19 protein-coding genes and 2 pseudogenes are annotated in these 22,124 nt (G+C 62.8%); 10 read left to right on the forward strand and 11 right to left on the reverse strand.

All coding sequences use genetic code 11. From position 1 onward, the window contains the following. The first annotated feature begins 6 nt into the window (after positions 1-6). The 3 genes from BLQ55_RS25380 to BLQ55_RS25390 are packed head-to-tail and all read left to right on the forward strand — an operon-like array spanning position 7 to position 3,683. The gene (locus BLQ55_RS25380) at positions 7-939 is read left to right on the forward strand and encodes a SphA family protein (RefSeq protein ID WP_092198541.1); all 933 of its coding nucleotides are present in this window, start codon (positions 7-9) and stop codon (positions 937-939) included. 12 nt (positions 940-951) lie between these two features. After that, positions 952-2,208 (forward strand): MFS transporter, encoded by a 1,257-nt coding sequence (locus BLQ55_RS25385; protein WP_092257999.1) that lies wholly within the window; start codon positions 952-954, stop codon positions 2,206-2,208. Between the two features lie 17 nt (positions 2,209-2,225). After that, positions 2,226-3,683 carry an amidase gene (locus tag BLQ55_RS25390; protein WP_092198547.1) on the forward strand — a complete coding sequence of 486 codons (1,458 nt, stop codon included), beginning with the start codon at positions 2,226-2,228 and terminating at the stop codon, positions 3,681-3,683. A gap of 317 nt (positions 3,684-4,000) precedes the next feature. On the opposite strand, the gene BLQ55_RS25395 is transcribed toward BLQ55_RS25390, so the two are convergent. Next, positions 4,001-5,488, reverse strand: coding sequence for an aldehyde dehydrogenase family protein (locus tag BLQ55_RS25395; RefSeq protein WP_092258002.1), 1,488 nt, complete (start codon positions 5,486-5,488; stop codon positions 4,001-4,003). Positions 5,489-6,116: 628 nt separating this feature from the next. On the opposite strand from BLQ55_RS25395, the pseudogene BLQ55_RS32995 reads away from it, so the two are divergent. After that, a pseudogene (locus tag BLQ55_RS32995) lies at positions 6,117-6,656 on the forward strand (PAS domain-containing methyl-accepting chemotaxis protein); the annotation flags it as partial. Positions 6,657-6,720: 64 nt separating this feature from the next. Here BLQ55_RS32995 and BLQ55_RS25405 read toward each other — a convergent pair. After that, a pseudogene (locus tag BLQ55_RS25405) lies at positions 6,721-7,286 on the reverse strand (hypothetical protein); the annotation flags it as partial. A gap of 323 nt (positions 7,287-7,609) precedes the next feature. On the opposite strand from BLQ55_RS25405, the gene BLQ55_RS25410 reads away from it, so the two are divergent. The 3 genes from BLQ55_RS25410 (at position 7,610) to feaR (ending at position 10,760) form a co-directional block, all read left to right on the forward strand. Next, positions 7,610-9,109 (forward strand): APC family permease, encoded by a 1,500-nt coding sequence (locus BLQ55_RS25410; RefSeq protein WP_072347849.1) that lies wholly within the window; start codon positions 7,610-7,612, stop codon positions 9,107-9,109. Then, entirely contained in the window at positions 9,054-9,674 is a 621-nt protein-coding gene (locus BLQ55_RS25415) for a DUF3156 family protein (protein ID WP_176814252.1), read from the forward strand. The genes BLQ55_RS25410 and BLQ55_RS25415 overlap by 56 nt, the downstream gene beginning before the upstream one ends. A gap of 123 nt (positions 9,675-9,797) precedes the next feature. Continuing rightward, complete coding sequence (gene feaR, locus BLQ55_RS25420) at positions 9,798-10,760, forward strand: transcriptional regulator FeaR (RefSeq protein ID WP_092205217.1); 963 nt, start codon at positions 9,798-9,800, stop codon at positions 10,758-10,760. A 172-nt stretch (positions 10,761-10,932) separates the two neighbouring features. Here feaR and BLQ55_RS25425 read toward each other — a convergent pair whose 3' ends face one another. From BLQ55_RS25425 to BLQ55_RS25450, 6 genes are all read right to left on the reverse strand, one after another. After that, positions 10,933-11,700 carry an SDR family oxidoreductase gene (locus tag BLQ55_RS25425; RefSeq protein ID WP_092258005.1) on the reverse strand — a complete coding sequence of 256 codons (768 nt, stop codon included), beginning with the start codon at positions 11,698-11,700 and terminating at the stop codon, positions 10,933-10,935. Continuing rightward, on the reverse strand, positions 11,693-12,493 hold the full coding sequence (locus tag BLQ55_RS25430; RefSeq protein ID WP_092258008.1) for an SDR family NAD(P)-dependent oxidoreductase: 801 nt from the start codon (positions 12,491-12,493) through the stop codon (positions 11,693-11,695). Before BLQ55_RS25430 ends, BLQ55_RS25425 begins: the two co-directional genes overlap by 8 nt. Continuing rightward, positions 12,486-13,307 carry a molybdenum cofactor biosynthesis F family protein gene (locus BLQ55_RS25435; protein WP_092258011.1) on the reverse strand — a complete coding sequence of 274 codons (822 nt, stop codon included), beginning with the start codon at positions 13,305-13,307 and terminating at the stop codon, positions 12,486-12,488. The genes BLQ55_RS25430 and BLQ55_RS25435 overlap by 8 nt, the downstream gene beginning before the upstream one ends. Positions 13,308-13,386: 79 nt before the next feature. Continuing rightward, entirely contained in the window at positions 13,387-14,043 is a 657-nt protein-coding gene (locus tag BLQ55_RS25440; protein ID WP_092205213.1) for a helix-turn-helix transcriptional regulator, read from the reverse strand. 49 nt (positions 14,044-14,092) lie between these two features. After that, positions 14,093-14,458: a cupin domain-containing protein gene (locus BLQ55_RS25445; RefSeq protein WP_053122428.1), complete on the reverse strand. Its 366-nt coding sequence runs from the start codon at positions 14,456-14,458 to the stop codon at positions 14,093-14,095. Positions 14,459-14,502: 44 nt separating this feature from the next. Next, the gene (locus tag BLQ55_RS25450) at positions 14,503-15,801 is read right to left on the reverse strand and encodes an NAD(P)/FAD-dependent oxidoreductase (protein ID WP_092205212.1); all 1,299 of its coding nucleotides are present in this window, start codon (positions 15,799-15,801) and stop codon (positions 14,503-14,505) included. A 311-nt stretch (positions 15,802-16,112) separates the two neighbouring features. Between BLQ55_RS25450 and BLQ55_RS25455 the strand changes: the two genes are divergently transcribed. The 3 genes from BLQ55_RS25455 to hpaR all read left to right on the forward strand — a co-directional run bounded on the left by BLQ55_RS25455 (position 16,113) and on the right by hpaR (position 19,009). Further along, positions 16,113-17,282 carry a p-hydroxyphenylacetate 3-hydroxylase oxygenase component gene (locus BLQ55_RS25455; protein ID WP_092258014.1) on the forward strand — a complete coding sequence of 390 codons (1,170 nt, stop codon included), beginning with the start codon at positions 16,113-16,115 and terminating at the stop codon, positions 17,280-17,282. Positions 17,283-17,346: 64 nt separating this feature from the next. Then, positions 17,347-18,288, forward strand: coding sequence for a p-hydroxyphenylacetate 3-hydroxylase reductase component (locus BLQ55_RS25460; protein ID WP_092258017.1), 942 nt, complete (start codon positions 17,347-17,349; stop codon positions 18,286-18,288). A gap of 298 nt (positions 18,289-18,586) precedes the next feature. Then, positions 18,587-19,009, forward strand: coding sequence for a homoprotocatechuate degradation operon regulator HpaR (gene hpaR, locus BLQ55_RS25465; RefSeq protein ID WP_060742164.1), 423 nt, complete (start codon positions 18,587-18,589; stop codon positions 19,007-19,009). A gap of 139 nt (positions 19,010-19,148) precedes the next feature. Here the strand turns inward: hpaR and hpaI are convergent, their stop codons facing one another. Genes hpaI through BLQ55_RS25480 form a run of 3 tightly spaced genes read right to left on the reverse strand, consistent with a single transcriptional unit; the run spans position 19,149 to position 22,081 of the window. Then, positions 19,149-19,946 carry a 4-hydroxy-2-oxoheptanedioate aldolase gene (gene hpaI, locus BLQ55_RS25470; protein ID WP_092205209.1) on the reverse strand — a complete coding sequence of 266 codons (798 nt, stop codon included), beginning with the start codon at positions 19,944-19,946 and terminating at the stop codon, positions 19,149-19,151. Positions 19,947-19,960: 14 nt separating this feature from the next. Further along, positions 19,961-20,764: a 2-oxo-hept-4-ene-1,7-dioate hydratase gene (hpaH, locus tag BLQ55_RS25475; RefSeq protein ID WP_092205208.1), complete on the reverse strand. Its 804-nt coding sequence runs from the start codon at positions 20,762-20,764 to the stop codon at positions 19,961-19,963. Positions 20,765-20,776: 12 nt separating this feature from the next. After that, positions 20,777-22,081, reverse strand: a complete 1,305-nt coding sequence (locus BLQ55_RS25480; RefSeq protein WP_092205207.1) for an MFS transporter — start codon at positions 22,079-22,081, stop codon at positions 20,777-20,779. Positions 22,082-22,124 lie beyond the last annotated feature (43 nt).

A 22,124-nucleotide genomic window follows, 5' to 3' on the forward strand; every position in this document is an offset into this window, starting at 1 on the left:
CATTCGATGTACCAAAACAAAAAAACAAACGTCTGGCACTGTACGTGGTTAACCCTGGGGCTGATCGGTGCCTGCACCGCTGCCCATGGCACCGAAAACGGCGCGCCGACCACGGCGGTCGGGGTCTATGATTTTGGCGCGGGCATGATGCCGCCGGCCACACCCTTTGGCACCGTCGGCCTGCGTACTGCGTTCTATTCGGCCAACGTGCAGAAGGATCGCCACGGCAAGTCCGTGGACAACAATTTCTCCCTGGATGTCTTGTCCATCGGCGTCGCCTACATGCGCATGACCGATTACACCGTGCTGGGCGCCAAGTATGGCTTCGGTGCCGTCGTACCGTTCTTCCAGATGGACGCGTCGCTACAGGTGCAGACCCCTGTCGGCCCACTGAACCTGGAGGCCGATCCGTTTCGCATGGCCGACATGCAGGTGCTGCCGGTGATCCTGCAGTGGACCCTTTCGCCGAACCTGTTCGTCAATGCCCAGTTCCAGATCCAGGCCCCCACCGGCGACTACGACCAGGATCGCTTGATCTCGCCGGGTCTCAACCACTGGACCTTTTCGCCGATCCTCAACGCCACGTACATCTCCGACAGCGGCTTCGAGGTGTCTTCGAGCTTTGAAGCCGACATCAACACCCGCAACCACGCCACCGACTACAAGAACGGCGTCGAGTACCGTCACGAATTTGCCGTGGGCCAGCACGTCGGGCCATGGACCTTGGGCGTGGGCGGGTACTACTACCGTCAGTTCACCGATGACGACGCGCCGGGGCTGGAAACCGGCAATCGCGCCCGGGTGCTGGCCGTCGGGCCGGCGGTGAGCTACTTCAAACCCGGCATTCCACCGGTGTGGCTGCATGTCTACAAGGAGCTCGATGCGCGCAACCGCGCCGAGGGCTATACCGCGGCGCTGCGTATTTCCCACAGTTTCTAATAGGGGCTCGTCATGAACCAATCAAGTTCCGTTTCAACGGCGGCCATCCCGTCGCGCCAGGCCAGTTGGCGCGAAGGCGGGGTGCTGATGCTGGGCAGCAGCCTGACGATCATGGGCGCGGTGATGGTCACGCCGATCCTGCCCCGGTTGGGTGCCGAATTCGGTCCCTTGGAACCGCGCGGCGATCTGTTGGTGCCGTTGGCGATTACCGGTCCGGCCCTGGCGATTGCCGTGTGCGCGCCGTTGGCTGGCTGGTTGGCCGACCGGGTTGGACGCAAGGCTTTGCTGGTGATTGCCACGGTGCTCTACGCCTTGCTCGGCGCCTTGCCGGCCCTGCTCGATAACCTGCCTTCGATTGTCGGTGTGCGGCTGTTGTTCGGGTGCACGGAGGCGGCGGTGATGACCTGCTGCGCGACGCTGATCGCCGACTATTGGCAGGGCGAGGAGCGACTGCGCTACGTCAACCGGCAGGTGGTGACTATCGGCCTGGTGGGGGCGCTGTTTTTCGTGGTGGGCGGTGTGCTCGGGGAGCACTCGTGGCGTGCGCCATTCCTGTTGTATCTGCTGCCACTGCTGCTGGTGCCGGCCATGATGAAAGTGCTCTGGGAACCGCCGGTGGCGAAGCGGCAGAAGGTCGAGCAGCACGTCGATGAGTCGGCTGCGGCGAAGGTCGCCGTACTACCACTGCTGGTCGGCTACCTGATGATCCTGGGCGGCATGGTCCTGACGTTCATCATGCCGATCCAGGCGCCGACGCTGTTGGTCAGCTTGGGCATCACCTCCAGCACGATGATCGGCCTGGCGGCGGGACTGAGCCTGTTGGCGACCTTGGGTGGTTCGCTGATGTGGCCGTTGCTGCGCCGTCGCTTCGGCATCGCCGGTTGCAACGCATTGTTGCTCGGCCTGATGGGCGTGGGGCTGTGGTTACTGATGCGCGGGCAAAGCTACAACGCTGTGCTGGTGGCGGTGTTCATCCAGGGCCTGGGGGCCGGGTTGCTGGTGCCCAACGTGATGGCGCCGGTGATGAATGCCTTGACCGCCAGCACCCGCGGCCGGGGCTTGGGCGGGTTTACCTCGTGCCTGTACATCGGCCAATTCATCAGTCCACTGGTGGTGGCGTTGGTGGTTGTCTTCGCCGGTGACCTGCGTCACGCCATTCAGTGGCTGGCCCTGGCCAGTTTTGCCTTGGCACTGCTCTGGGTCATTGCCGGCCTGCGCGCACGGGGCCAGGGGCAGGCGAGCACCGTCGGATCACATCAATCGTCGTGACATAAGGAATCTGAAACATGGGTATGCAAGACATCCACCATCTGATGGACAGTGAAGACGCCACGGCGCTGGCCGAGTGGGTCAGGCGTGGCGAAGTCCAGCCCGGCGAACTGCTGGAAACCGCTATCGAACGCCTGGAGCGGGTCGAGCCGCAGCTCAATGCGGTGGCCGAGCGGCTGTACGATTCGGCCCGGCAAGTAGCGCGCACGCCACAAGTTGGCCAAGGCCTGCTGGCCGGTGTGCCGACCTTGATCAAAGACCTGTTTTCGCCGGTCCACGGCGCGGCGATGACCAACGGCTCTCGCGCACTGGGCGACTTTCGGGCGGATTTCGAATCGGAAGTCGTGACGCGCCTGCGCCGTGCCGGATGCCAAGTGATGGGCACCAGCACTTCGCCGGAGTTCGGCACGTCGTACTCCACCGAGTCCGCGCGCTTTGGTGCTACCCGCAATCCTTGGAGCAGCGAGCACAGCGCCGGTGGCTCCAGTGGCGGCGCGGCGGCGTTGGTGGCGGCCCGCGTGGTGCCGTTCGCCCATGGCAACGACGGCGGCGGTTCATTGCGAGTGCCGGCGTCTTGCTGTGGTGTGTTCGGGTTCAAGCCCAGCCGTGGCCTGATGCCGTCGGGGCCGATAGTGGGCGAGGGCTGGGCGGGCATGGGCACGCCCCATGCGATTACCTTATCGGTGCGTGACAGTGCGGCGTTGCTGGACGCCACCGCCGGCATGGACCTGGGCGCGCCCTATGCCGCGCCGATCCAGGCGTTGCCGTATGCGATGGCGGTGCAAGCCGATCCCAAGCCGCTGCGCATTGCCCTGGTCGAACAGCTCGGCCCTTGGCCCACCACGCCGCAAAGTCTCCAGGCCGTGGGCGAGGCGGCCCGGCTGTGCGAGGCCCTGGGGCATCGTGTCGAACCGGTGAGCCTGCCGGTGGGGTTGCTGGAGTTTCTCGACCACGTGTTCACCATCATTGGCGCCAGCTCTCGTCACTATGTCGACCTGCTGGGCCAGATGCGTGGGTTTGCCGTGCAGGCCGAAGAACTGGAGGTGCGCACCCGGATCATCTTGCGGGACAAGGGCAACGTCAGCGGCGCTCAATATGCCGCGGCGGTGGAATGGATTCATGCCCTCGGCCGGCAGTTGGCGGTGTTCATGCAGGATTACGACGTGATCCTGACCCCGGTCCTGACTCGCGAGCCGGTGCTGATTGGCGAGCTGGACCTGCAGGATGTGTGCATGAGCCTGGATCAACTGATCGAGCGCTACCACAGCTATTCGCCATTCACCGCGCTGTTCAATGCCAGCGGCCAGCCGGCGATGTCAGTACCGTTGTCCTGGAGTGCCTATGGGTTGCCGATGGGGGCGCATTTTGCCGGACGCTTTGGCGAGGAAAATACCTTGCTGGCCCTGGCCGCCCAACTGGAACGCGCCCAACCCTGGCGCGGCCGCGTCCCAGCGGTCAACGCCTGCCAGCGGTGAAACTGTGGTGGTCGCGGATGCCTTGGACGACTCGGAAAAACTGTGGGAGCGAGCTTGCTCGCGAAGGCGTTGGGTCAGTCGGCATCATCATTGCTGACGCTCCGCTATCGCGAGCAAGCTCAGCTCCCACAAGGGATTGCGGGCGGATACTGGATCTGTGGACACCGAAGAACCCATGTGGGAGCGAGCTTGCTCGCGATGGCGGAGCGTCAGTCGGCATCATGGTTGGCTGATAGTCCGCTATCGCGAGCAAGCTCGCTCCCACAAGCGGGATTTTTGCTGGTAGGGCTCTGGGATCGTCACAGAGCCCTTGAAGGTCAGTAGCGGATCATCACCGATTTCAGTTCGGTGTAGTCGTCGATGAATGCACTGCCGAATTCACGGCCCACCCCGGAAGACTTGCTGCCACCAAAAGGCACGGCCGGGTCGAGCAGGGTGTGCATGTTCACCCATACCGTGCCGGCTTCGATGGCGGGGACCATGCGCAGGGCCTTGCCCAGGTCGTTGGTCCAGAGGCTGGCGCTCAGGCCGTAGGGCGTGTCGTTCATCAGTTCCAGCAGTTCCTCCTCAGTGTCGTAAGGAAAGAACGTGGCGATCGGGCCGAAGGTTTCTTCGTTGAGCAAGGCGTCGTCGCGGCGATTGGCGAGGATGATGGTCGGCTCGACGTAGCAACCCGGCCCATCGATCAGCTTGCCGCCGTGGATAATGGTGTTGTTCTGCGCGTGGGCCTTGGCGAAGAACTCCGCGAGTTTGTGCTGGTGCTGGCGGTTGGTTACCGGGCCGAACTCGGTGCGCTCGTCCAGGGGCGAGCCGATGATGAGTTTGCCCAGGCGCTGGGCCAGTTTGTCCATGATCGACTCGATCTGCGAGCGGTGGACGAAGAACCGTTCCGCCGCCGCGCAGATTTGTCCCGAATGCAGAAAACCCGCCTCGATGATGCCGTTGACCGCCGCCTCGGAGTCGATGTCACGCAGGAACCCCGCCGCATTCTTCCCGCCCAATTCCAGGGTCGCCCGGGTCAACCCGGCACCCATGGCCGCCTGGCCCACCGCCAGGCCGGTGGGCACGGAGCCGGTGAATGAAACCTTGTTGGTGCCCGGGTGTTCGATCAGCCCTTTGCCCACCTGGCCGCCGCCTGTCAACACATTCAGGGCCCCGGCCGGCAGGCCGGCCTCCATGGCCAGTTCGGCGATGCGCAGAATGGTCAGGGGGGTGAACTCGCTGGGCTTGATGATGACGCTGCAACCGGTCACCAGGGCTGAGGCCAGTTTCCAGATGGCGATCATGGTGGAGAAATTCCACGGCACGATACCGACTACCACCCCAACCGGTTCGCGCAGGGTGAATGCGGTGTAGCGTTCGCCAGCGAAGGAGGGCAACGAGGGAGTGATCGTCTCGCCGTTGATCTTGGTCGCCCAGCCAGCGTAGTAACGCAGGAAATGAGCGGCCTGGTCGACTTCGAAGGCCCGGGAGATGTGGATGATCTTCCCCGACTGGCAGGTCTCGATCTGCGCCAGCTCTTCGCGGTTGCGTTCCAGCAGGTCTGCCAATTTGAGCAGCACATGGCCGCGGACCGCGGGTGCCGTTTGCGACCACTGCTTGAAGCCGCGGCGGGACGACTCCACCGCCACATCAATGTCGCCGGAAGTGGCGTCGCTGACCTGGGCGATGACTTGGCCGTTGGCAGGATTGACGACGTCAAGTGTCTGGCTGCTCTGGCTTTCTACGTAGCCACCGTCGATGAACAGGGCGTGATGTCTGCCGAGGAAGGCTTCGACCTGAGGCAGCAGGGCAATATCGCTCATGAGGGTTTCCTGATCACGAATAGGGAAAGCCTTGAGGGTAATCCCGGCAGGACCATCCAGCTTGACTGAGCCTGCCGCGCCGTATGTCTGTGGCTGCCAGCCTGGGTGGTTGGCAGCCAGGAGCAAGGCCTCGTGCAGGCAGGGACAAGCCAGCCTGGCCGGTTTGCGATCAGATCCGGGTTTCGACTTGATGGCATAGGGGCGGGCGATGTTTCTCCAGACCAACAAACAGAGACTGGCGTTGACTGCGCAGGTGCAACGCGTGCTGACCGGCGAAACGGAGCACACGCCGCAGCTCGACGCGTATCCGCAACTGCGCACCGTCCTTGAGCAGCATGCACGGCAGGTGGCGAGCGCAACTGCACATCTGCATCAGGTCGAAGCACAACTACAGGCGCAAACCCTGCAATGGCAGCACTGCGAGGGTGAGATGCACAGGGTTCGCCAGCAATTGGAGCAAGCCCTTGAGCGCGAGCAGGCGCTTGAAGTTCGACTGGGCGAACACAGCCGGCAGCTACAGCAACAACGCCAGGATGCGCAGATCTGGGAGTTGCTGCAATCGACCCTGACTGAAGGCTGCTGGGATATCACGGTCGTCAACGGTGACCTCCAGCATCCGGCCAGTGGCATGCGCTTTTCCAGTCAGTTCCGTTCGCTGCTGGGGTATGGGCCGGATGACTTGCCCGATGGCTGGGATGCCCAGGTCGGCATCACCCACCCGGACGACTTGCCCAAGATCATGGCCATTTTCGACCGGGAAATCCTTGGCTCCCAGGGCAGCGGTGAATACGTCTTCGAATACCGGATGCGCCACAAGACCCGGGATTACATCTGGTGTCGTGAACGCGGTCGGGCGGTACGCGACTCGCATGGGCAACTGGTGCGAGTCATTGGTGCGGTGCGTGATATCAGCGATGAGCGCTCGGCCCAGTCCACCCATCAGCGCATGCTCGAACAGAACCAGGTGACCTACGCCCAGATTGCCACGGTGGTAGGGGTGATCAAGGGCATCGCCGACCAGACCAATCTGCTCGCCTTGAACGCCGCGATTGAAGCCGCCAGGGCCGGAGATGTCGGGCGCGGTTTCTCAGTCGTGGCCGATGAGGTGCGCAAGCTGGCGCAGAGCACCCGGCAGGCGACCCATCAGATCCAGACCATGTTGCATCAGCACAAATAGTAGGCCGAGCGGGAGCTGCCGTCTGAGCAGCTCCCGCCACGTTCAGAAGGCAACCGCCACGGTTCTGGCCGTTGAACATCGAGTCCCAGTCCTTGGAGTAACGGCTGTAGCGATAGGTCAGGTCCGGTATCCAGGGCAGGTCGGAAGGTGTAGCCGGCTTCGCCGTACCAGGCTTTCTCCGGGCCCGCGTCCTTGTCCTGCCAGGCGTACTCGAAGGAGAAGTGGGCGTTTTCGATGCCAGCATTGCCGGCGCCGCGCAGGCTGTAGATGTCCATGCCTTCGCGCTGTTTCTGGAAGTTGCTGGCGTAGCGGTCATCGACATCGATGCCATGGATATAGGCCAGCCCCAGGGTGCCAGGCGCGGCGGTGTATTCCAGGGTTGGCCGTCCCGTAGAAACTGCCCAGGTTGCCGAGTGTCTGGTCGATACTCAGGCCATACTTGATGAAGCCTTCGCGCCAGCTTGAACCACCGGTGTAGCCGTCGTAGTTCTTGCGGCTGTTGAACAGCCCGTAGACCTCCAGGAAGTTGCCGATGACGATGGTGTCTTCGTCGGAATAAAGCTCATAAGCCTGGGCCGGTGAATCGGCGACCAGCAGGGCGATGCCCAAGCCGATGGGCATTGCGCAGCAAAGGTGTACGGTGTGTGCTCCATGGTGGATTCCCCAGTGTGATAGGACAGCAGAGCGCGCATTAAAGGGAGCGACACCCGGGGAAGTCTTTCACCTGCCTGCCATGGAGTTGATCCAGGCCGCCAGCGTGGCAGCGTTGGCAGGCAGCAACAAAACCGGCGGCAGACACGGGCAAGACGCCCGGGGCGGGGCGGCGCAGAGTAAGGCTGCACGCAACGCCGTTTCGATCAGGGACCGGTTGGGGAAGGCATGATCGCCGGCTCCTGGACGGCTGTGGCATCCATACTAAAAATCCGCTTTCGAGGATCCGCACGATGTCAATCAATGACAGGCTCACCGAGCACTTGAACCGGGGTTCGGTGGGTTTTCCCACCGCGTTGGCCAGCACCATTGGCCTGATCATGGCAAGTCCCGTGATTCTCACCGCGACCATGGGCTTTGGTATTGGCGGCAGCGCCTTTGCCGTGGCGATGCTGATCGCCGTGGTGATGATGCTGGCCCAGGCGACGACGTTTGCCGAGGCGGCGTCGATTCTCCCGACCACCGGCTCGGTCTATGACTATATCAACTGTGGCATGGGACGTTTCTTCGCGATTACGGGCACCTTGTCGGCCTATCTGATTGTCCATGTGTTCGCCGGCACCGCCGAGACTATCCTGGCCGGTGTCATGGCCCTGGTGAACTTCGAACACCTCAACACCCTGGCTGAATCGGCAGGCGGCTCCTGGTTGCTGGGCGTGGGGTTCGTGGTGGTCTTTGGCGTGCTCAACGCGTTCGGCGTCAGCGCCTTTGGCCGGGCCGAAATCATCCTGACGTTCGGCATGTGGACCACCCTGATGGTGTTCGGCGTGCTGGGCCTGATCGCCGCTCCGGCAGTGGAGCTGGAGGGCTGGTTTGGCGCGTCCGTGGTGGGCACCGATATGGTCACGGTGCTGTCGCTGGTGGGCATGGCCATGTTCATGTTTGTCGGCTGCGAATTCGTCACGCCGCTGGCACCGGACCTGCGCCAGTCCGCCCGGACCATGCCCCGGGCCATGATGCTTGGCTTGTTCAGCGTCGCCACCTGCATGTTCATCTACGGTGCGGCGATGAAGCGCCAAGTGGAAAACGTGCTGCTCGATGCCACCAGCGGCGTGCATCTGCTGGACACCCCCATGGCGATTCCACGCTTCGCAGAACAGGTCATGGGCGATATTGGCCCGATGTGGCTGGGCATTGGCTTTCTGTTTGCCGGTGCGGCGACCATCAACACCCTGATGGCCGGCGTACCGCGGATTCTCTACGGCATGGCGGTGGACGGTGCGTTGCCGAAGGTCTTCACTTATCTGCACCCACGCTTCAAGACGCCGTTGCTGTGCATCCTGGTGGCGATGCTGATTCCGTGCCTGCACGCGTGGTGGCTGGGCGGCAATACCGACAACATCATGCACCTGGTGCTGGCCGCGGTGTGCGCCTGGAGTTTTGCCTACCTGCTGGTGACCGTGTCGGTGGTCAGCCTGCGGATTCGTCGTCCCGATCTGCCGCGGGCCTATCGCTCGCCGTGGTTCCCGTTGCCACAGATCCTGTCCAGTGTCGGCATTATGCTGGGCATGTGGTTCATCACGCCGCCCGGCATGAACCCGGCAGACATCTACGTGCCCTTCGCGGTGATGCTCGGTGGCACGGCAGCGTACGCCTTGTTCTGGACCCTGGTGGTACAGAAGGTCAATCCATTCAAGCCAGCGTCGGTAGAAGACGTGTTGGCCAAGGAGTTCTCCCATGAGCCAGGGCAACTTGCGGGCGAGTTTGTCGACCCTGCTGCAAAAACTGTCTGAGTTGTTCAGCGCCCAGCGCACCCCGGCTGGTTATCGGCCCGGGGTGACCCTGGAGCACCTGCGGCGCAACCTTGCATTGGCACGATTGGAGGTCACGGGCCCGGCTATGGCCACGGCAGTCACCGACGACGGCAGCTTGCACTTGGAGATCGTCGAACGCACCGAGTCGCAGTTGTTGATGCACCTGGTAATGACCGAGTTTGTCCTGCGCGTGCCTGCCTCCCGAGAGGGCACGGCGCGCCTGGAACTGCACCACAGCGGGGCTGTTCGGCGCAGTGGTATTCGCTGCCGGCAGCGGGACGGGCGCAGTGACCTGGCGGCCCGGTTGCAGGCGGCGGTGGAGCAGGATCCTGCGTTGTATCAGGCCCTCATGCCGCTGGATTTCAAACGGTTGAGCATCGATTTGCAGGGACGCCAGTGGTGCGTGCGCCTGGAACACATGGGCGGTAGCGAAGTGGTCAATCGCATGCCGGCCTTTCGTCGGTATATCCCGTTGAGCCGCGAGCAGCGCGGCGTCTTGCTGGCAACCTTGAGCGGCCTGCAGCGGGTGCTGGCAACGCTCTGATTCTGTTGTGCTGCCCTGGCATCATTCCTGCTTCTGCTCTGGCGATCAGGTACTTGTTGCGTGCATATAGATAACATGTTAACTATTGCCGCACAAAAACAATAAGCCACTGCGGAGAATGCCATGAGCATGCAACAGGTTGGGCAGGACGGTCTGGACATCTGGAACCGGGATCTGCGGGCGACTTGCGGCCACTTCGATACCGAGCTGGCCTTTAATCGTTCGCTGTTTATTGGTGAAGTGTCGAATTTCCATCGGGGTGGCCTTGCCCTCGCGAACCTGCGCACCAACGCCGGTAGCATCAAGCGTCACCTACCCAACGCGGATCACGACGATGACCAGGATTGCTTCCTGGTCAGCCAGCGCAGCGGCTACTGCCGCATTACCCAGAACGGCTTGAGCATTCAGCTGGCCCCCGGTGAACTGCTGCTGATGGATTCCGTGGGGGCGCTTGAGATCAGCCCGTTCGGCCTGATCGAACACGCGGTGCTGTCTTTGTCTCGCCAGGACGTGTCGCGACAATTGGGCGGAGAAACCAAGACCTTCGGCAAGGTTTCGTCCAGCAAGGCGTGTGGGCGGATGCTGCATGTGTTGATGGACCAACTGTGCAAGGACACGCCGGACGGCGAGGGCGCCGCGGGCGAGGGTGAAGCCTTGCAGAGTGCCTTCGTTTCACTGTTGGGCTCGGCCCTGGAACAGGGGAGCGATGGCCGTGACGAAGGGGTGGCCTTGCAGGGCAGTCACCTGCGCAGCTATGTGCAGAGGGTCATCGACGAATCACTCACCCAGCCCGGTCTCAGCCCGGTTGGCCTGGCCAATCGACTGAATATCTCGGTGCGGCATCTGTATCGCTTGTTCGAAGAGCAGGATGACAGCGTTTGCCGCTACATCCAGCGGGCCCGCCTCAAGCGCAGCGCCGATGACCTGACCAACCCGTTCCTGCGGGACGAGTCCATTACTTCGATCGCCTACAAATGGGGCTTTACCGATTCGGCGCACTTCAGCCGTTCGTTCAAGAAGCAGTTCGAGCTGTCGCCCAAGGAGTTTCGCTCCAGCCGTTTGCAGGTGGGGCAGGGGGTGGCTTGAATGAGGCCGTCGTTGACTGGACGATCGCTATCGCGAGCAAGCTCGCTCCCACAAAGGGATTTGTGATGAACATACTTTTTGTGAGGGACACTGGAAAGTGTGGGAGCGAGCTTGCTCGCGATGACGGCGGTACATTCACCACCATCGTCAGCGAGGCACCGCTCCCATCGGTTCAAACCTCCGGCAACGTCGAACCCCCATCGACCACCAACGTCTGCCCGGTCACATAACTGGCCAGGCCCGAAGCCAGGAACAGCATGGCGCCGGCGATGTCGCTCGGTTGGCCCAATCGACCCAGCGGCACCCGGCGGGCAATGTCCTGGTTGACTTCATCGTCGCCCAGGTTGGCCATGGCCGGTGTCGCGATCATGCCCGGCTCGACCCCGTTGACGCGGACATTCTCGGCCGCCAGCTCCAGCGCGGCGTTGCGAATGAAACCATTGACCCCGGCCTTGGAGGCCGCGTAGTGGCTGAGCCCCGGATACGCCACCCGCGGGCCGGTGACCGAGGAGGTCACCAGCACGCAGCCTCGGCCCTGGCGCCGGAACATCGGCAGCGCCGCCTGGGTCAGCCAGAACAGCGCCGACAGGTTCACCGCCAGCGTCCGTTCAAGCATCGCCGGGGTAATCTCGGCGAACGGCATCAACGGAAAATACCCGGCGTTGTGCACCAGGGTATCCAGCCTCCCCAAGCGCTGTTCCAGCGCGGTCATCATTTCGAAGATCGCCGTCGCGTCGGCCAGGTCAACGCCCACCGCCTGCACCTGACAACCCACGGCCGTCAGTTCGTCGGCTAGCGCCTCGGCGCGCGCCAGGCCCAGGTCGGCAATGACCACGCGTGCCCCGCGCAGGGCAAACGCTTCGACGATGGCCCGGCCAATGCCCTGGGCGCCGCCCGTAACCAGTACGGTCTGGCCACTGAAATCCAGATCCTCAGACATCGCTGGCCTCCATCCGGCTGAAGGCCAGTGTCGGCACGTCGACGATGCTGGAGCCGCCATCGGCCACCAGCGTCGCCCCGGTGATGATCGACGCATCGGGCGAGGCCAGGAAGCGGCAGACGTTGGCGATTTCCTCCGCACTGGCAGCCCTGCGCAACGGCACGTCGGCGCAGACCCGGTCATAGGCCTGCTGCAACGTTTCGCCATGGAACTGCATCAACGCCTGCATTTCTTCATCGGCCATGGGGGTGCGGACCCAGCCTGGGCAGACCGCATTGACCCGTACGCCGTGAGGCCCGTAATCCCTTGCCAGGGAGCGGTTGAGGCCCAGCAGGGCGTGCTTGGCGGTGGTGTAGCCGCACACGTGGGGGCCTGCCGCCAATGAAGCGATGGAGGCGATCAGCACAATATTGCCGGCGCTTTCCTGCAGCAGTGGCAGGCACGCCCGGGCGCTGTAGAAGGCGCTGTCGAGGTTGCTGCGCAGGGCCGCTTGCCAGGCCGATGGCTGAGTCTCAGTGGCGCTGCCCATTCCCAAGCCACCGGCACAGGCGAGCAGCACGTCGAGTCGGCCATGACGGGTGCGAATCTGCTCGACGAAGCCATCCCAGGCGTTTGGACAGGCCGCGTCGCCCACCAACACCAGGCCGCCGATGTCCCCGGCGAGGGCTTCGAGGGGCGCGTGACGACGGCCGATCAGCACCAGGTTGGCGCCTTCGGCGGCATACAGGCGGGCGCAGGCGGCGCCGATACCGGTGCCGGCACCGGTGATCACCACGGTACGTGATTCAGGCATCGGGATACTCCGTCTGATTGAGCACCTGGCAGTAGGAACTGACCGGGAAATTGGAAAACTCGTCGAAGGACTCACCGGCATAGCCGAAGATCTTGCCGTCACTGCGGTGCTGCTGCAGGTCGATCAGCACCAACCCCAGGGTCGGGATGATCTTTTCTCGCCACACGAACAGATACAACTGATCGGCGATCTTGTAGGTGTCGCAACGATCGGTGTCGCACAGGCCTTGCTCAACGCCTTTGAGGCACTGCCAGGAGTAGAACTGGTCGTTGAGGTAAATGTGTTCGTAGACTTCGCTCGGGCTGTAGCGATACAGGTTGCGCAGCCCCACCAGCTCCGTGGTCGATGCGTGCGGGCACAGGCCCGGCTGCCAGGGACGGTCGAGGCTGCCGTGCAGGAACTGCACTTGAACCGAGGTCAATGGTTTGCCGGCCAATGCCCGGCTATAGAGGCCTTCGCCGGTTTCCGGCTGGCTTGGCATGCGGCCGATCACGGCGGTGAAGGCGGCGCTGGCGGTATCGAGCACGAGGCTTATCGACGAGGTCAGCTCGCCTTCGCGCTTGATGAAGTCCACCAGGTACAGGCCCGGGCGTACGGATGTGGCCCGGTAGGTCGCGGTGCCGCTGGAGTGCCCATCGGCGACGTTCCAGGTCAGGGTGTCCCGCTCGAAGCGATGCTCGATCTGCCAGCCATTGGCGAAAAGCAGGGTGAACGTCTTGCCGTCCAGATCGGCCAGGTTTGGCAGGATGAAGGCTTCGGGGGCAAAGCCATCGGCCAGGGCGCCGACGGTGATCCAGTCTGTAGAGGTGCTCATTTGCAAGGTTCCGATGGTTGAATTAGCCAATCGGATCATGCGGCGCCGCGCAGTGGCGGCCTATCAACCAGATGGTTGATCAGAGGAACAGTGCGCTGACCAACTCGGTACGACTGCTCACACCGACTTTGCGGAACAGGTGGATCAGGTGAGTCTTGATGGTCGGCAAGCCCACCCCCAGTTCCCGGGCCAGTTGCTTGTTGCTGACGCCTTGGCGTAACAGCCAGGCGATCTGGCGCTCCTTGGGCGTCAAGTCGCCCAGTGCATCCTCATGGGCCGGCAAATGGGCCACGGCCAGTTGCAGCAAGGCCTGCAACGCGCTGAGTTGGCTCAACTGCTGACCGGTGAAGACGCCTTGCTCGGCGGTGCGCAACAACGAAATCGCAGCTTGGGGCTGACCATCGCGATGGGCGAAGACTTCCACCACGTCGACCACGCCGTAGCGCTGCAGAAAGTCGCGATAACGATGGTTGTCACGCAACGGTTGGCGGGCCATCGCCAGGCCCAGCGGCACCACGGCCAGTTCGCTGGAGGTGCAGTGGCGCGGTTGCAGGGGGTCGAACTGGCGGTAATTGTCCAGGTAGTCGCGGTGCATCTCGCCGCTCATCCCATGGAGGCTGAAGTCGTGGGCTTGCAACTGCCGATCGACGCAGTAGAACGCCGCCCGGCTGACGGGAACCAGTTGGGTGAAGGCGTGCAGGCAATGGCCGGCGATGTCCTGGGCGATGACGTTCATGGTCAACCTTCGCAAGCGGGCTGCCGGGTGGGCCGGCAGCCCTGTCCGGTCAGACTACCGCGAAGTAGTGCTTGACGAAACTTTCGCTGACCACTTCCCACAGCACCGGCGTGCCCTTGGTCACGAACCAGCTGTCGCCTGCCTTGTAGCGGGTGCTCTGGCCGGTGGCCTCGTCGGTGAGGACCACTTCACCGGTGACCACGGTGGCTTGTTCGGCGAAGGGGTAGACCATCCGGAACTTGCCTTGGGTAGTGCCGAAGTAGGCGCTGCTGACCGGGTCGGTGGGGGCGCCGAAGGTCATCTTGCCGAAGGCTTTGACTTCGCCTTCGAGAATCTGCGAACCCAGGTCGGCAACGGTGCCCCAGGCGTCCAGGTCGGACAGCTGGATGTCTTTTTCGAGGGTGATGAGGGGCATGGCAGGTGACTCCTGATGATTGGAAGAAAGAAGAAGGTTGGCCGTCAGCGACGGCCGTTCCAGTAGCCCGACAACTGGTGCCAGGACTTGCCGGCGGTCAGCAGCAATGGGCGAATGGCGTCTTTGCCGATGATGGTCGGGCGGTGGATCGAGCTGACCAGGTCGTAGCGCGCCGAGCCTTCGCTCATGCCTTCGGCCAGCACCTTGCAGATGATGTGGCTCGGGGTGACGCCAAAGCCTGAGTAACCTTGGACGAAAAACGCGTTGCTGCGCCCGGGCAGGGTGCCGATCTGCGGGAACAGGTTCGGGCTGCAGGCCATCGGCCCGCCCCAGGCCAGGTCGATCTTCACGTCCTTGAGGTATGGGAAGATCTTCAGCATCAGGCGCCGGTTCCAGGCCTTGAGATCCTGGGGAATGTGCTCCACCAACGGCGTGGCGGCACCGAACAGCAGGCGGTTTTCGTTGGTGACGCGGTAGTAGTCGATCACCGGGCGAATGTCGCTGTAGGCACCGCGAATCGGGCTGATGCGCTGGATCAGTTCGTCCGACAGTGGCTCGGTCATCATCTGGAAGGCGTAGGTGTTGATGGTCGAGCGGTGCAGTTCCGGTTCCAGTTTGTTGAGGAAACTGTCGCAGGCCCAGAGGAGCTTGCTGGCCCTGACCGAGCCGCGTCCGGTGCGCACGGTGATGCGCTCGCCATAGCTGACCTCCAGGGCCGGGCTGTTTTCGAAGATCCGTACGCCGTGGCTGACCACCGCCTGGGCTTCACCCAACAGCAGGTTCAGCGAGTGCACATGCCCGCCGCCCATGTGCAGCAATGCACTGCTGTAGGCCTTGGAGCCAATGATCTGCTGCACGTCGGAGCCGCCGAGGAAGCGGATCTCATGTTTGCTGTTGATCGACTTGAAGTCTTTTTCCCAGGCCCGCAGGGTTTTTTCCTGGCGGGCGTTGAAACCCATGTAGCCGTAGCCGTGGCAGAAGTCGGCATCGATGGCGTACTTGGCGATACGGTCCTTGATGATGTCGGCGCCCAGGTCGCTGATCTCGAAGACCTGGCGCAGGCCGTCTTCACCGACGTCCTTCTTGATCTTTTCCAGGTCATGACCGATGCCGGCCATGATCTGCCCGCCATTGCGCCCGGTGCCGCCGAACCCAAGGTAACGCGCCTCCAGCACCACGATGTTGGTGATGCCTTTTTCGGCGAGTTCCAGCGCGGTATTGATGCCGGAGAAACCACCGCCAATGACCACGACGTCGGCTTCCACGTCCTGTTCCAGCGTGGGGAAGCTGAGGTTGTATTTCTTGGTGGCCGTGTAATAGGTGGGCGTTTCGATATTGATCATGACGCAACCTGACAAAGTGAAAGGAAACTCCGTTGCCACGCCTACGCAAGGCATTGCAGGGGATGGCCCTATTAAGAGCCTTGGCGGGGCGCTTGTCTTGATCATCCGTGCCGGGGGATTTGACCGAGCGCGCCATGGCGCCGAAACCTTCCCCATGAAAAGTACAATCTTGGATCTGGAAGGTGCATTTTTCACCTGCCCGCGATTGCCCATACTGGACCGGCCTTAATCACGGATCCCGCTGTTTGTGCAACCTGAGGTTGCCGGGCAAAGGCGGGATCGGCAGATGCCAATAATAAAAGAGCCCGTCCATGAAAAAGCCAAACCCGCTGCTCGAAGACCTCAAGCCCCTCCTGCCGGCCATCGCCGCCAACGCCTTCCAGGCGGAGAAGGACCGTAGCGTGCCTGCCGAGAATATCGCCTTGCTCAAAAGCATCGGCATGCACCGGGCCTTCCAGCCGAAACCCTACGGTGGGCTGGAGATTTCCCTGCCGCAGTTCGCCGATTGCATCGCGCTGCTGGCCGGTGCCTGTGCTAGCACGGCCTGGGCCATGAGCCTGTTGTGCACCCACAGCCATCAGTTGGCGATGTTCCCGGCCAAGGCCCAGCAAGAGGTCTGGGGCGATGACCCGGATGCCACCGCCAGCAGCAGCATCGCGCCGTTTGGCCGCACCGAGGAAGTCGACGGCGGTGTGATGTTCAGCGGTGAAATGGGCTGGAGCAGCGGTTGCGATCACGCCGAATGGGCGATCGTGGGGTTTCGCCGGAAAAACGCCGAAGGCACCCAGGACTATTGCTTTGCGGTACTGCCGCGCAGCGACTATGAAATTCGCGATGACTGGTTCGCGGTGGGTATGCGCGGCAGTGGCAGCAAGACGTTGATCATCGACAACGCTTTCGTGCCGGAACACCGGATCCAGAAGGCCAAGGATATGATGGAAGGCAAGTCCGGTGGATTCGGCTTGTACCCCGACAGCAAGATTTTCTACTCGCCGTACCGGCCGTACTTCGCCAGTGGTTTCTCCACGGTCAGCCTGGGCGTGGCCGAACGCATGCTGGAGGTCTTTCGCGAGAAAACCAGGAACCGCGTGCGGGCCTACACCGGCGCCGCCGTCGGCGCCGCCACCCCGGCGTTGATGCGCCTGGCCGAGTCCACCCACCAGGTGGCGGCCGCCCGTGCCTTCCTCGAGAAAACCTGGCAGGAGCACGCCGAATATGGCGAGCGCCACGAATACCCCAGCCGGGAAACCCTGGCGTTCTGGCGGACCAACCAGGGTTACGCCACCAAAATGTGCATCCAGGCCGTCGACCGCTTGATGGAGGCGGCCGGCGGCGGCGCCTGGTTCGAGAACAACGAGTTGCAACGGCTGTTCCGCGATGCCCACCTGACCGGCGCCCATGCCTACACCGACTACGACGTCTGCGCGCAGATCCTCGGTCGTGAGCTGATGGGGCTCGAACCCGATCCGTCCATGGTTTGACGCCTGTTCGCTGAACCCTAGAACAATAATCGAGGCCGTCCCTTGAGGCGGCCGGGAGTCTTGCATGTCCAGTCTTTGTGATACCGCTTTCGACACCCGCGCTTTCCGCCGGGCCCTGGGTAACTTCGCCACCGGCGTGACCGTGGTCACCGCCGCCACTGAAGATGGCCGCAAGGTCGGTGTGACGGCCAACAGTTTCAACTCGGTGTCCCTGGACCCGCCACTGATCCTGTGGAGCATCGACAAACGCTCCAGCAGCCACGAAGTGTTCGAAGCCGCCAGCCATTTTGCGGTGAACGTGCTGGCCGCCGACCAGATCGACCTGTCGAACAACTTCGCCCGACCCAAGGAGGACCGCTTCGCTGACATCCAGTTCGAGACCGGTGAAGGTGGCGCTCCGGTGTTTGTCGATTGCTCGGCGCGTTTTCACTGTGAAAAATTCCAGCAGGTCGACGGTGGCGATCACTGGATCATGATCGGCAAGGTCGTGGCCTTTGACGATTTCGGACGCTCGCCCTTGCTCTATCACCAGGGCGCCTACTCGATGGTGCTGCCCCACACTCGCATGACCAAGCGGGAAGAGGGCCAGTCCCCTAGCAGTCATTTCCAGGGCCGCTTGAGCCATAACCTGTATTACCTGATGACCCAGGCGCTGCGGGCCTATCAGGCCAGCTACCAGCCGCGTCAGTTGTCCACTGGGTTGCGCACCAGCGAAGCGCGGATGTTGATGGTGCTGGAGAACGACGCCGGGCTGAACCTGTGCGACCTGCAGCGGGAGGTGGCGATGCCGGTGCGCGAGATCGAAGAAGCCGTAGCCAACCTCAAGCGCAAGGGCCTGGTGAGCGATGAAGGCGAGCGGGTACGCCTGACCGCCAAGGGCATCGATGAGACCGAGGGGCTCTGGGCCATCGCCAGGGAACAGCAGGACAAGGTGTTCGGCCAGTTCAGCGAGGAACAGGTCGAGCATTTCAAACAAGTGCTCAAGGGTGTGATCAAGGGCCTTTGAGCGACTTGATTGGTATCCACCCCGGGTCAAGCCGATGCATTCCTGTGGGAGTGAGCTTGCTCGCGATGGCGGTGGCCACGTCGAAGCTGATGTTGACTGACAGGCCCCTATCGCGAGCAAGCTCGCTCCCACAGGGTTATGTGCGCAGTCCAGCGGGAGCAAGCTCCCTCGTCACAGGAACCGTCGCGTTGACGGAACTTGGTCCTGGTCCAGATTCTGTGAGCGGATGGTCCGGCATGGGTGGAAGCTGTTAAGATTTAGTTAACTCATTAACTAAATCTTCTCGCGAACTCAATCCATGCCCAAGCCGCGCCAATCCTTGACCCTGACCCTGCTACAGGCCCGTGAAGCGGCCATGGGGTTTTTCCGGCCTTCCCTCAATCAGCACGGCTTGACCGAGCAGCAATGGCGGGTCATCCGGATTCTCAGCCAGCACGACGAGCTGGAGATCAATCGCCTGGCCGAACTGGCCTGCATCCTCAAGCCCAGTATGACCGGCGTGTTGGTGCGCATGGAAGCGGCGGGCATGGTGGTGCGGCGCAAGGCCGAACAGGATCAGCGGCGGGTGCTGGTGCGCCTGGCGCCGCAAGGGCAGGCGAGCTTCGATTCGATGAGCCAGAGCATGGAAGAGAATTACCAGCGGTTGCAGGACCAGTTAGGGGAGGAAAAACTGCAGACGTTGCTGGGGTTGCTCAATGAGCTGAAGATGATCAGGCGCTGAGATCCCGGGCTGGTTGTTTTCTGTGGGAGCAAGGCTTGCCCGCGATGAAGACGCTGCGGTCTTTCAGAGACCGAGGTGCCTGTTTCGCGAGCAAGCTTTGCTCTCACAGATCCCCTTGCCACAAGGTATTTGATAACGATCAGTACACGCCGCCAGCCGCAGGCTTTGGCGTGTCCTTGAACGTCGCCGCCAGTGTCTGCAAGCCTCGCATCAACACTGTCGTATCTACGCCCACCGCGACAAACGCCGCGCCGAGTTCGATGTAGCGCCGGGCCAGTTTTTCATCGGCGCTGAGAATCCCGGCGGCCTTGCCGGCCTGGCGGATGCGGGCGATGGCGTCTTCGATGGCCGCTTGCACCTGCGGGTGGCCGGGGTTGCCGCGAAAACCCATGGACGCGCTCAGGTCCGCCGGGCCGATAAAGACCCCATCCACACCTTCCACCGCGGCAATGGCATCCAGGTTGGCCAGGCCTTCGCGGCTCTCGATCTGCACCAGCAGGCACATCTGCTCATCGGCCTTGTCGAGGTAGCCGGGGATGCTATTCCAGCGTGACGCCCGGGCCAGCGCGCTGCCGACGCCACGTACACCCTGGGGCGGGTAGTGGATGGCGCGCACCAGTTCACGCGCCTGGTCGGCGCTTTCCACCATGGGCACCAGCAGGGTTTGCGCACCGATGTCGAGCACCTGCTTGATCAGCGCCGTGTCACCGACCACCGGGCGTATTACCGGCTGGCCGGGGTAGGGCGCCACGGCCTGGAGCTGGCCGAGCAGGGTGCGCAAGTCGTTCGGCGCGTGTTCACCGTCGATCAGCAGCCAGTCGAAGCCGGCATTGGCCGCCAGTTCCGCACAGTAGGCATCGGCCAACCCCAGCCACAGGCCGATCTGCGCCTCTCCACTGCGCAGGCGTTGCTTGAAGGTATTGATGGGCATGTCCATGAGGCGGTCTCCGATCAGACGAAACGGCAGGCGATGGAACCGAGCATGTCGTAGTCGACATGGAAGGTATCGCCGGGGTTGGCGGCCACGGGGCGGGTGAAGGAGCCACCAAGAATGATCTGTCCCGGTTGCAGGGTGACGTCATAGGCCGCCAGCTTGTTCGCCAGCCAGGCCACGCCTTTGGCCGGGTGATTGAGCACCGCCGCCGAGACACCGGACTCTTCGATCACACCGTTGCGGTAGAGCACCGCCGGCACTTTGCGCAAGTCGATCTCGGTCGGGCGTACGGCGCGACCACCCATGACCACCCCAGCATTGGCGGCGTTGTCGGAAATGGTGTCGAACACCTTGCGGGTCGCCTTGGTCTGCGGGTCGATTTGCTGGATACGCGCATCAATGATTTCCAGTGCCGGGATCACCCATTCGGTGGCATCGAGCACGTCGAACACCGTCACGTTGGGGCCTTTCAAGGGCTTGCCGAGGATGAACGCCAGCTCCACTTCCACCCGCGGCACGATGAAGCGCTCGAAGGGGATGTCGGTGCCTTCGTCGAAGAGCATGTCGTCCAGCAGCGCGCCGTAGTCCGGTTCGGTGATGTTCGATGACACTTGCATGGCGCGGGAGGTCAGGCCGATCTTGTGGCCGACCAGCTTGCGTCCGTCCTGGATTTTTTGTGCCACCCAGGCACGCTGGATGGCGTAGGCATCCTCAATGGTGATGCCCGGGTGATCGAGGGAAAACTGCCGCACCTGTTCGCGGGAGCGCTCGGCACGGTCGAGGCGGGCAGCGGCTTGCTGGATGAAAGTCTGGTCAATCATGACAAAGGTCTCTTATTGAGGGTTGACGATGGCCGCGCGGGTGCGCAGCACCAGCAAGCCGCCAAGGGTGATGAGCAGGGCCAGTACGTACAGGGCGAGGCTGGCGCTCTGGGTGGTGTCGCGCATCCAGCCGATCAGGTAGGGCGCGAAGAACGAGGCGATGCTGCCGAAGGAGCTGATCAGGGCGATGCCGGCGGCCTGGGTGCCGTTGGACAGGAAGGCCGGCGGCAATTGCCAGAACATCGGCAGCGCCGCACTGGCGCCCATGCCGGCGACGATCAGCCCAGTCAGCACCAGGGTCGGGTCGGTGGGCGAGAGCCCGGCGACGGCAATGCCTGCCGCTGCCATCAACAGGGGCACGCAGAGGTGCCAGCGGCGTTCGCGATGGCGGTCGGAGGAGCGCCCGCAACCGATCATGAAAAAGCAGCCAGCCAGGTAGGGCACCGCGCTGAGCAGCCCGACCTTGCCGTCGCTGCCGATGCCGGCGCCGTGGATCAGGGTCGGCATCCAGAAGGCCAGGGTGTTCACCGCCAGCATCACCGCGAAGTACACCGCCACCAGCAGCCAGACCTGTGGGTTGTTGAGGATCGCCGAGAACGACGTAATGGATTTGCGCTGTTCTTCAAGGCTCAGTTGTTCACGCAATTGCTGCTTGGCGTGCGGTGTGAGCCAGTTGACTGTCTCGAAACTGTCCGGCAGGCACTTGAGCACCACGAGGCCGAGCAGGATCACCGGCAGCCCTTCGATGACGAACATCCACTGCCAGCCGCGCAGGCCGCCAAGGTCATGGAAATGCTCGAGAATGCCGCCGGACAATGGCCCACCAATCACCCCGGCCATCGGCACGGCGATGGCAAACAGGGCGGTCACCTGGGCCCGGCGCCGGGCCGGATACCAGCGATTGAGAAAGACCAGGATGCCAGGAAAGAAACCCGCCTCGGCCACGCCGAGCAGGAAGCGCAACACGTAGAAACCAGCGGCGCTCTCGACGAGGAACATGCCGGTGGACAGGGCGCCCCAGACCACCATCAGCGTGGCGATCCAGCGTCGCGGACCGACCCGGTCCAAGGCCATGTTGCTGGGTACGCCAAACAGCGCATAAGCGATGAAAAACAGGCCGGCGCCGAAGCCGTAGACCGTATCGCTGAATTGCAGGTCGGTGCTCATCTGCATCTTCGCGAAGCCGATGTTGATGCGATCCAGGTGGGCGAAGAGGTAGCAGACCAGCAGCAACGGCATCAGCCGCCAGGTGATGGTGGCATGGGTGCGGTCGTGGGCGACGGTGCCGGCAGTGTTGGCGGTATTGGCTGTGCTCATGATCTTGTACTTTTTGTCAGAGAGGCCGATGGGGAGCGCGGGG

The sequence above is a fragment of the Pseudomonas sp. NFACC13-1 genome (assembly GCF_900104425.1).
GTDB lineage: Bacteria > Pseudomonadota > Gammaproteobacteria > Pseudomonadales > Pseudomonadaceae > Aquipseudomonas > Aquipseudomonas fluorescens_AA.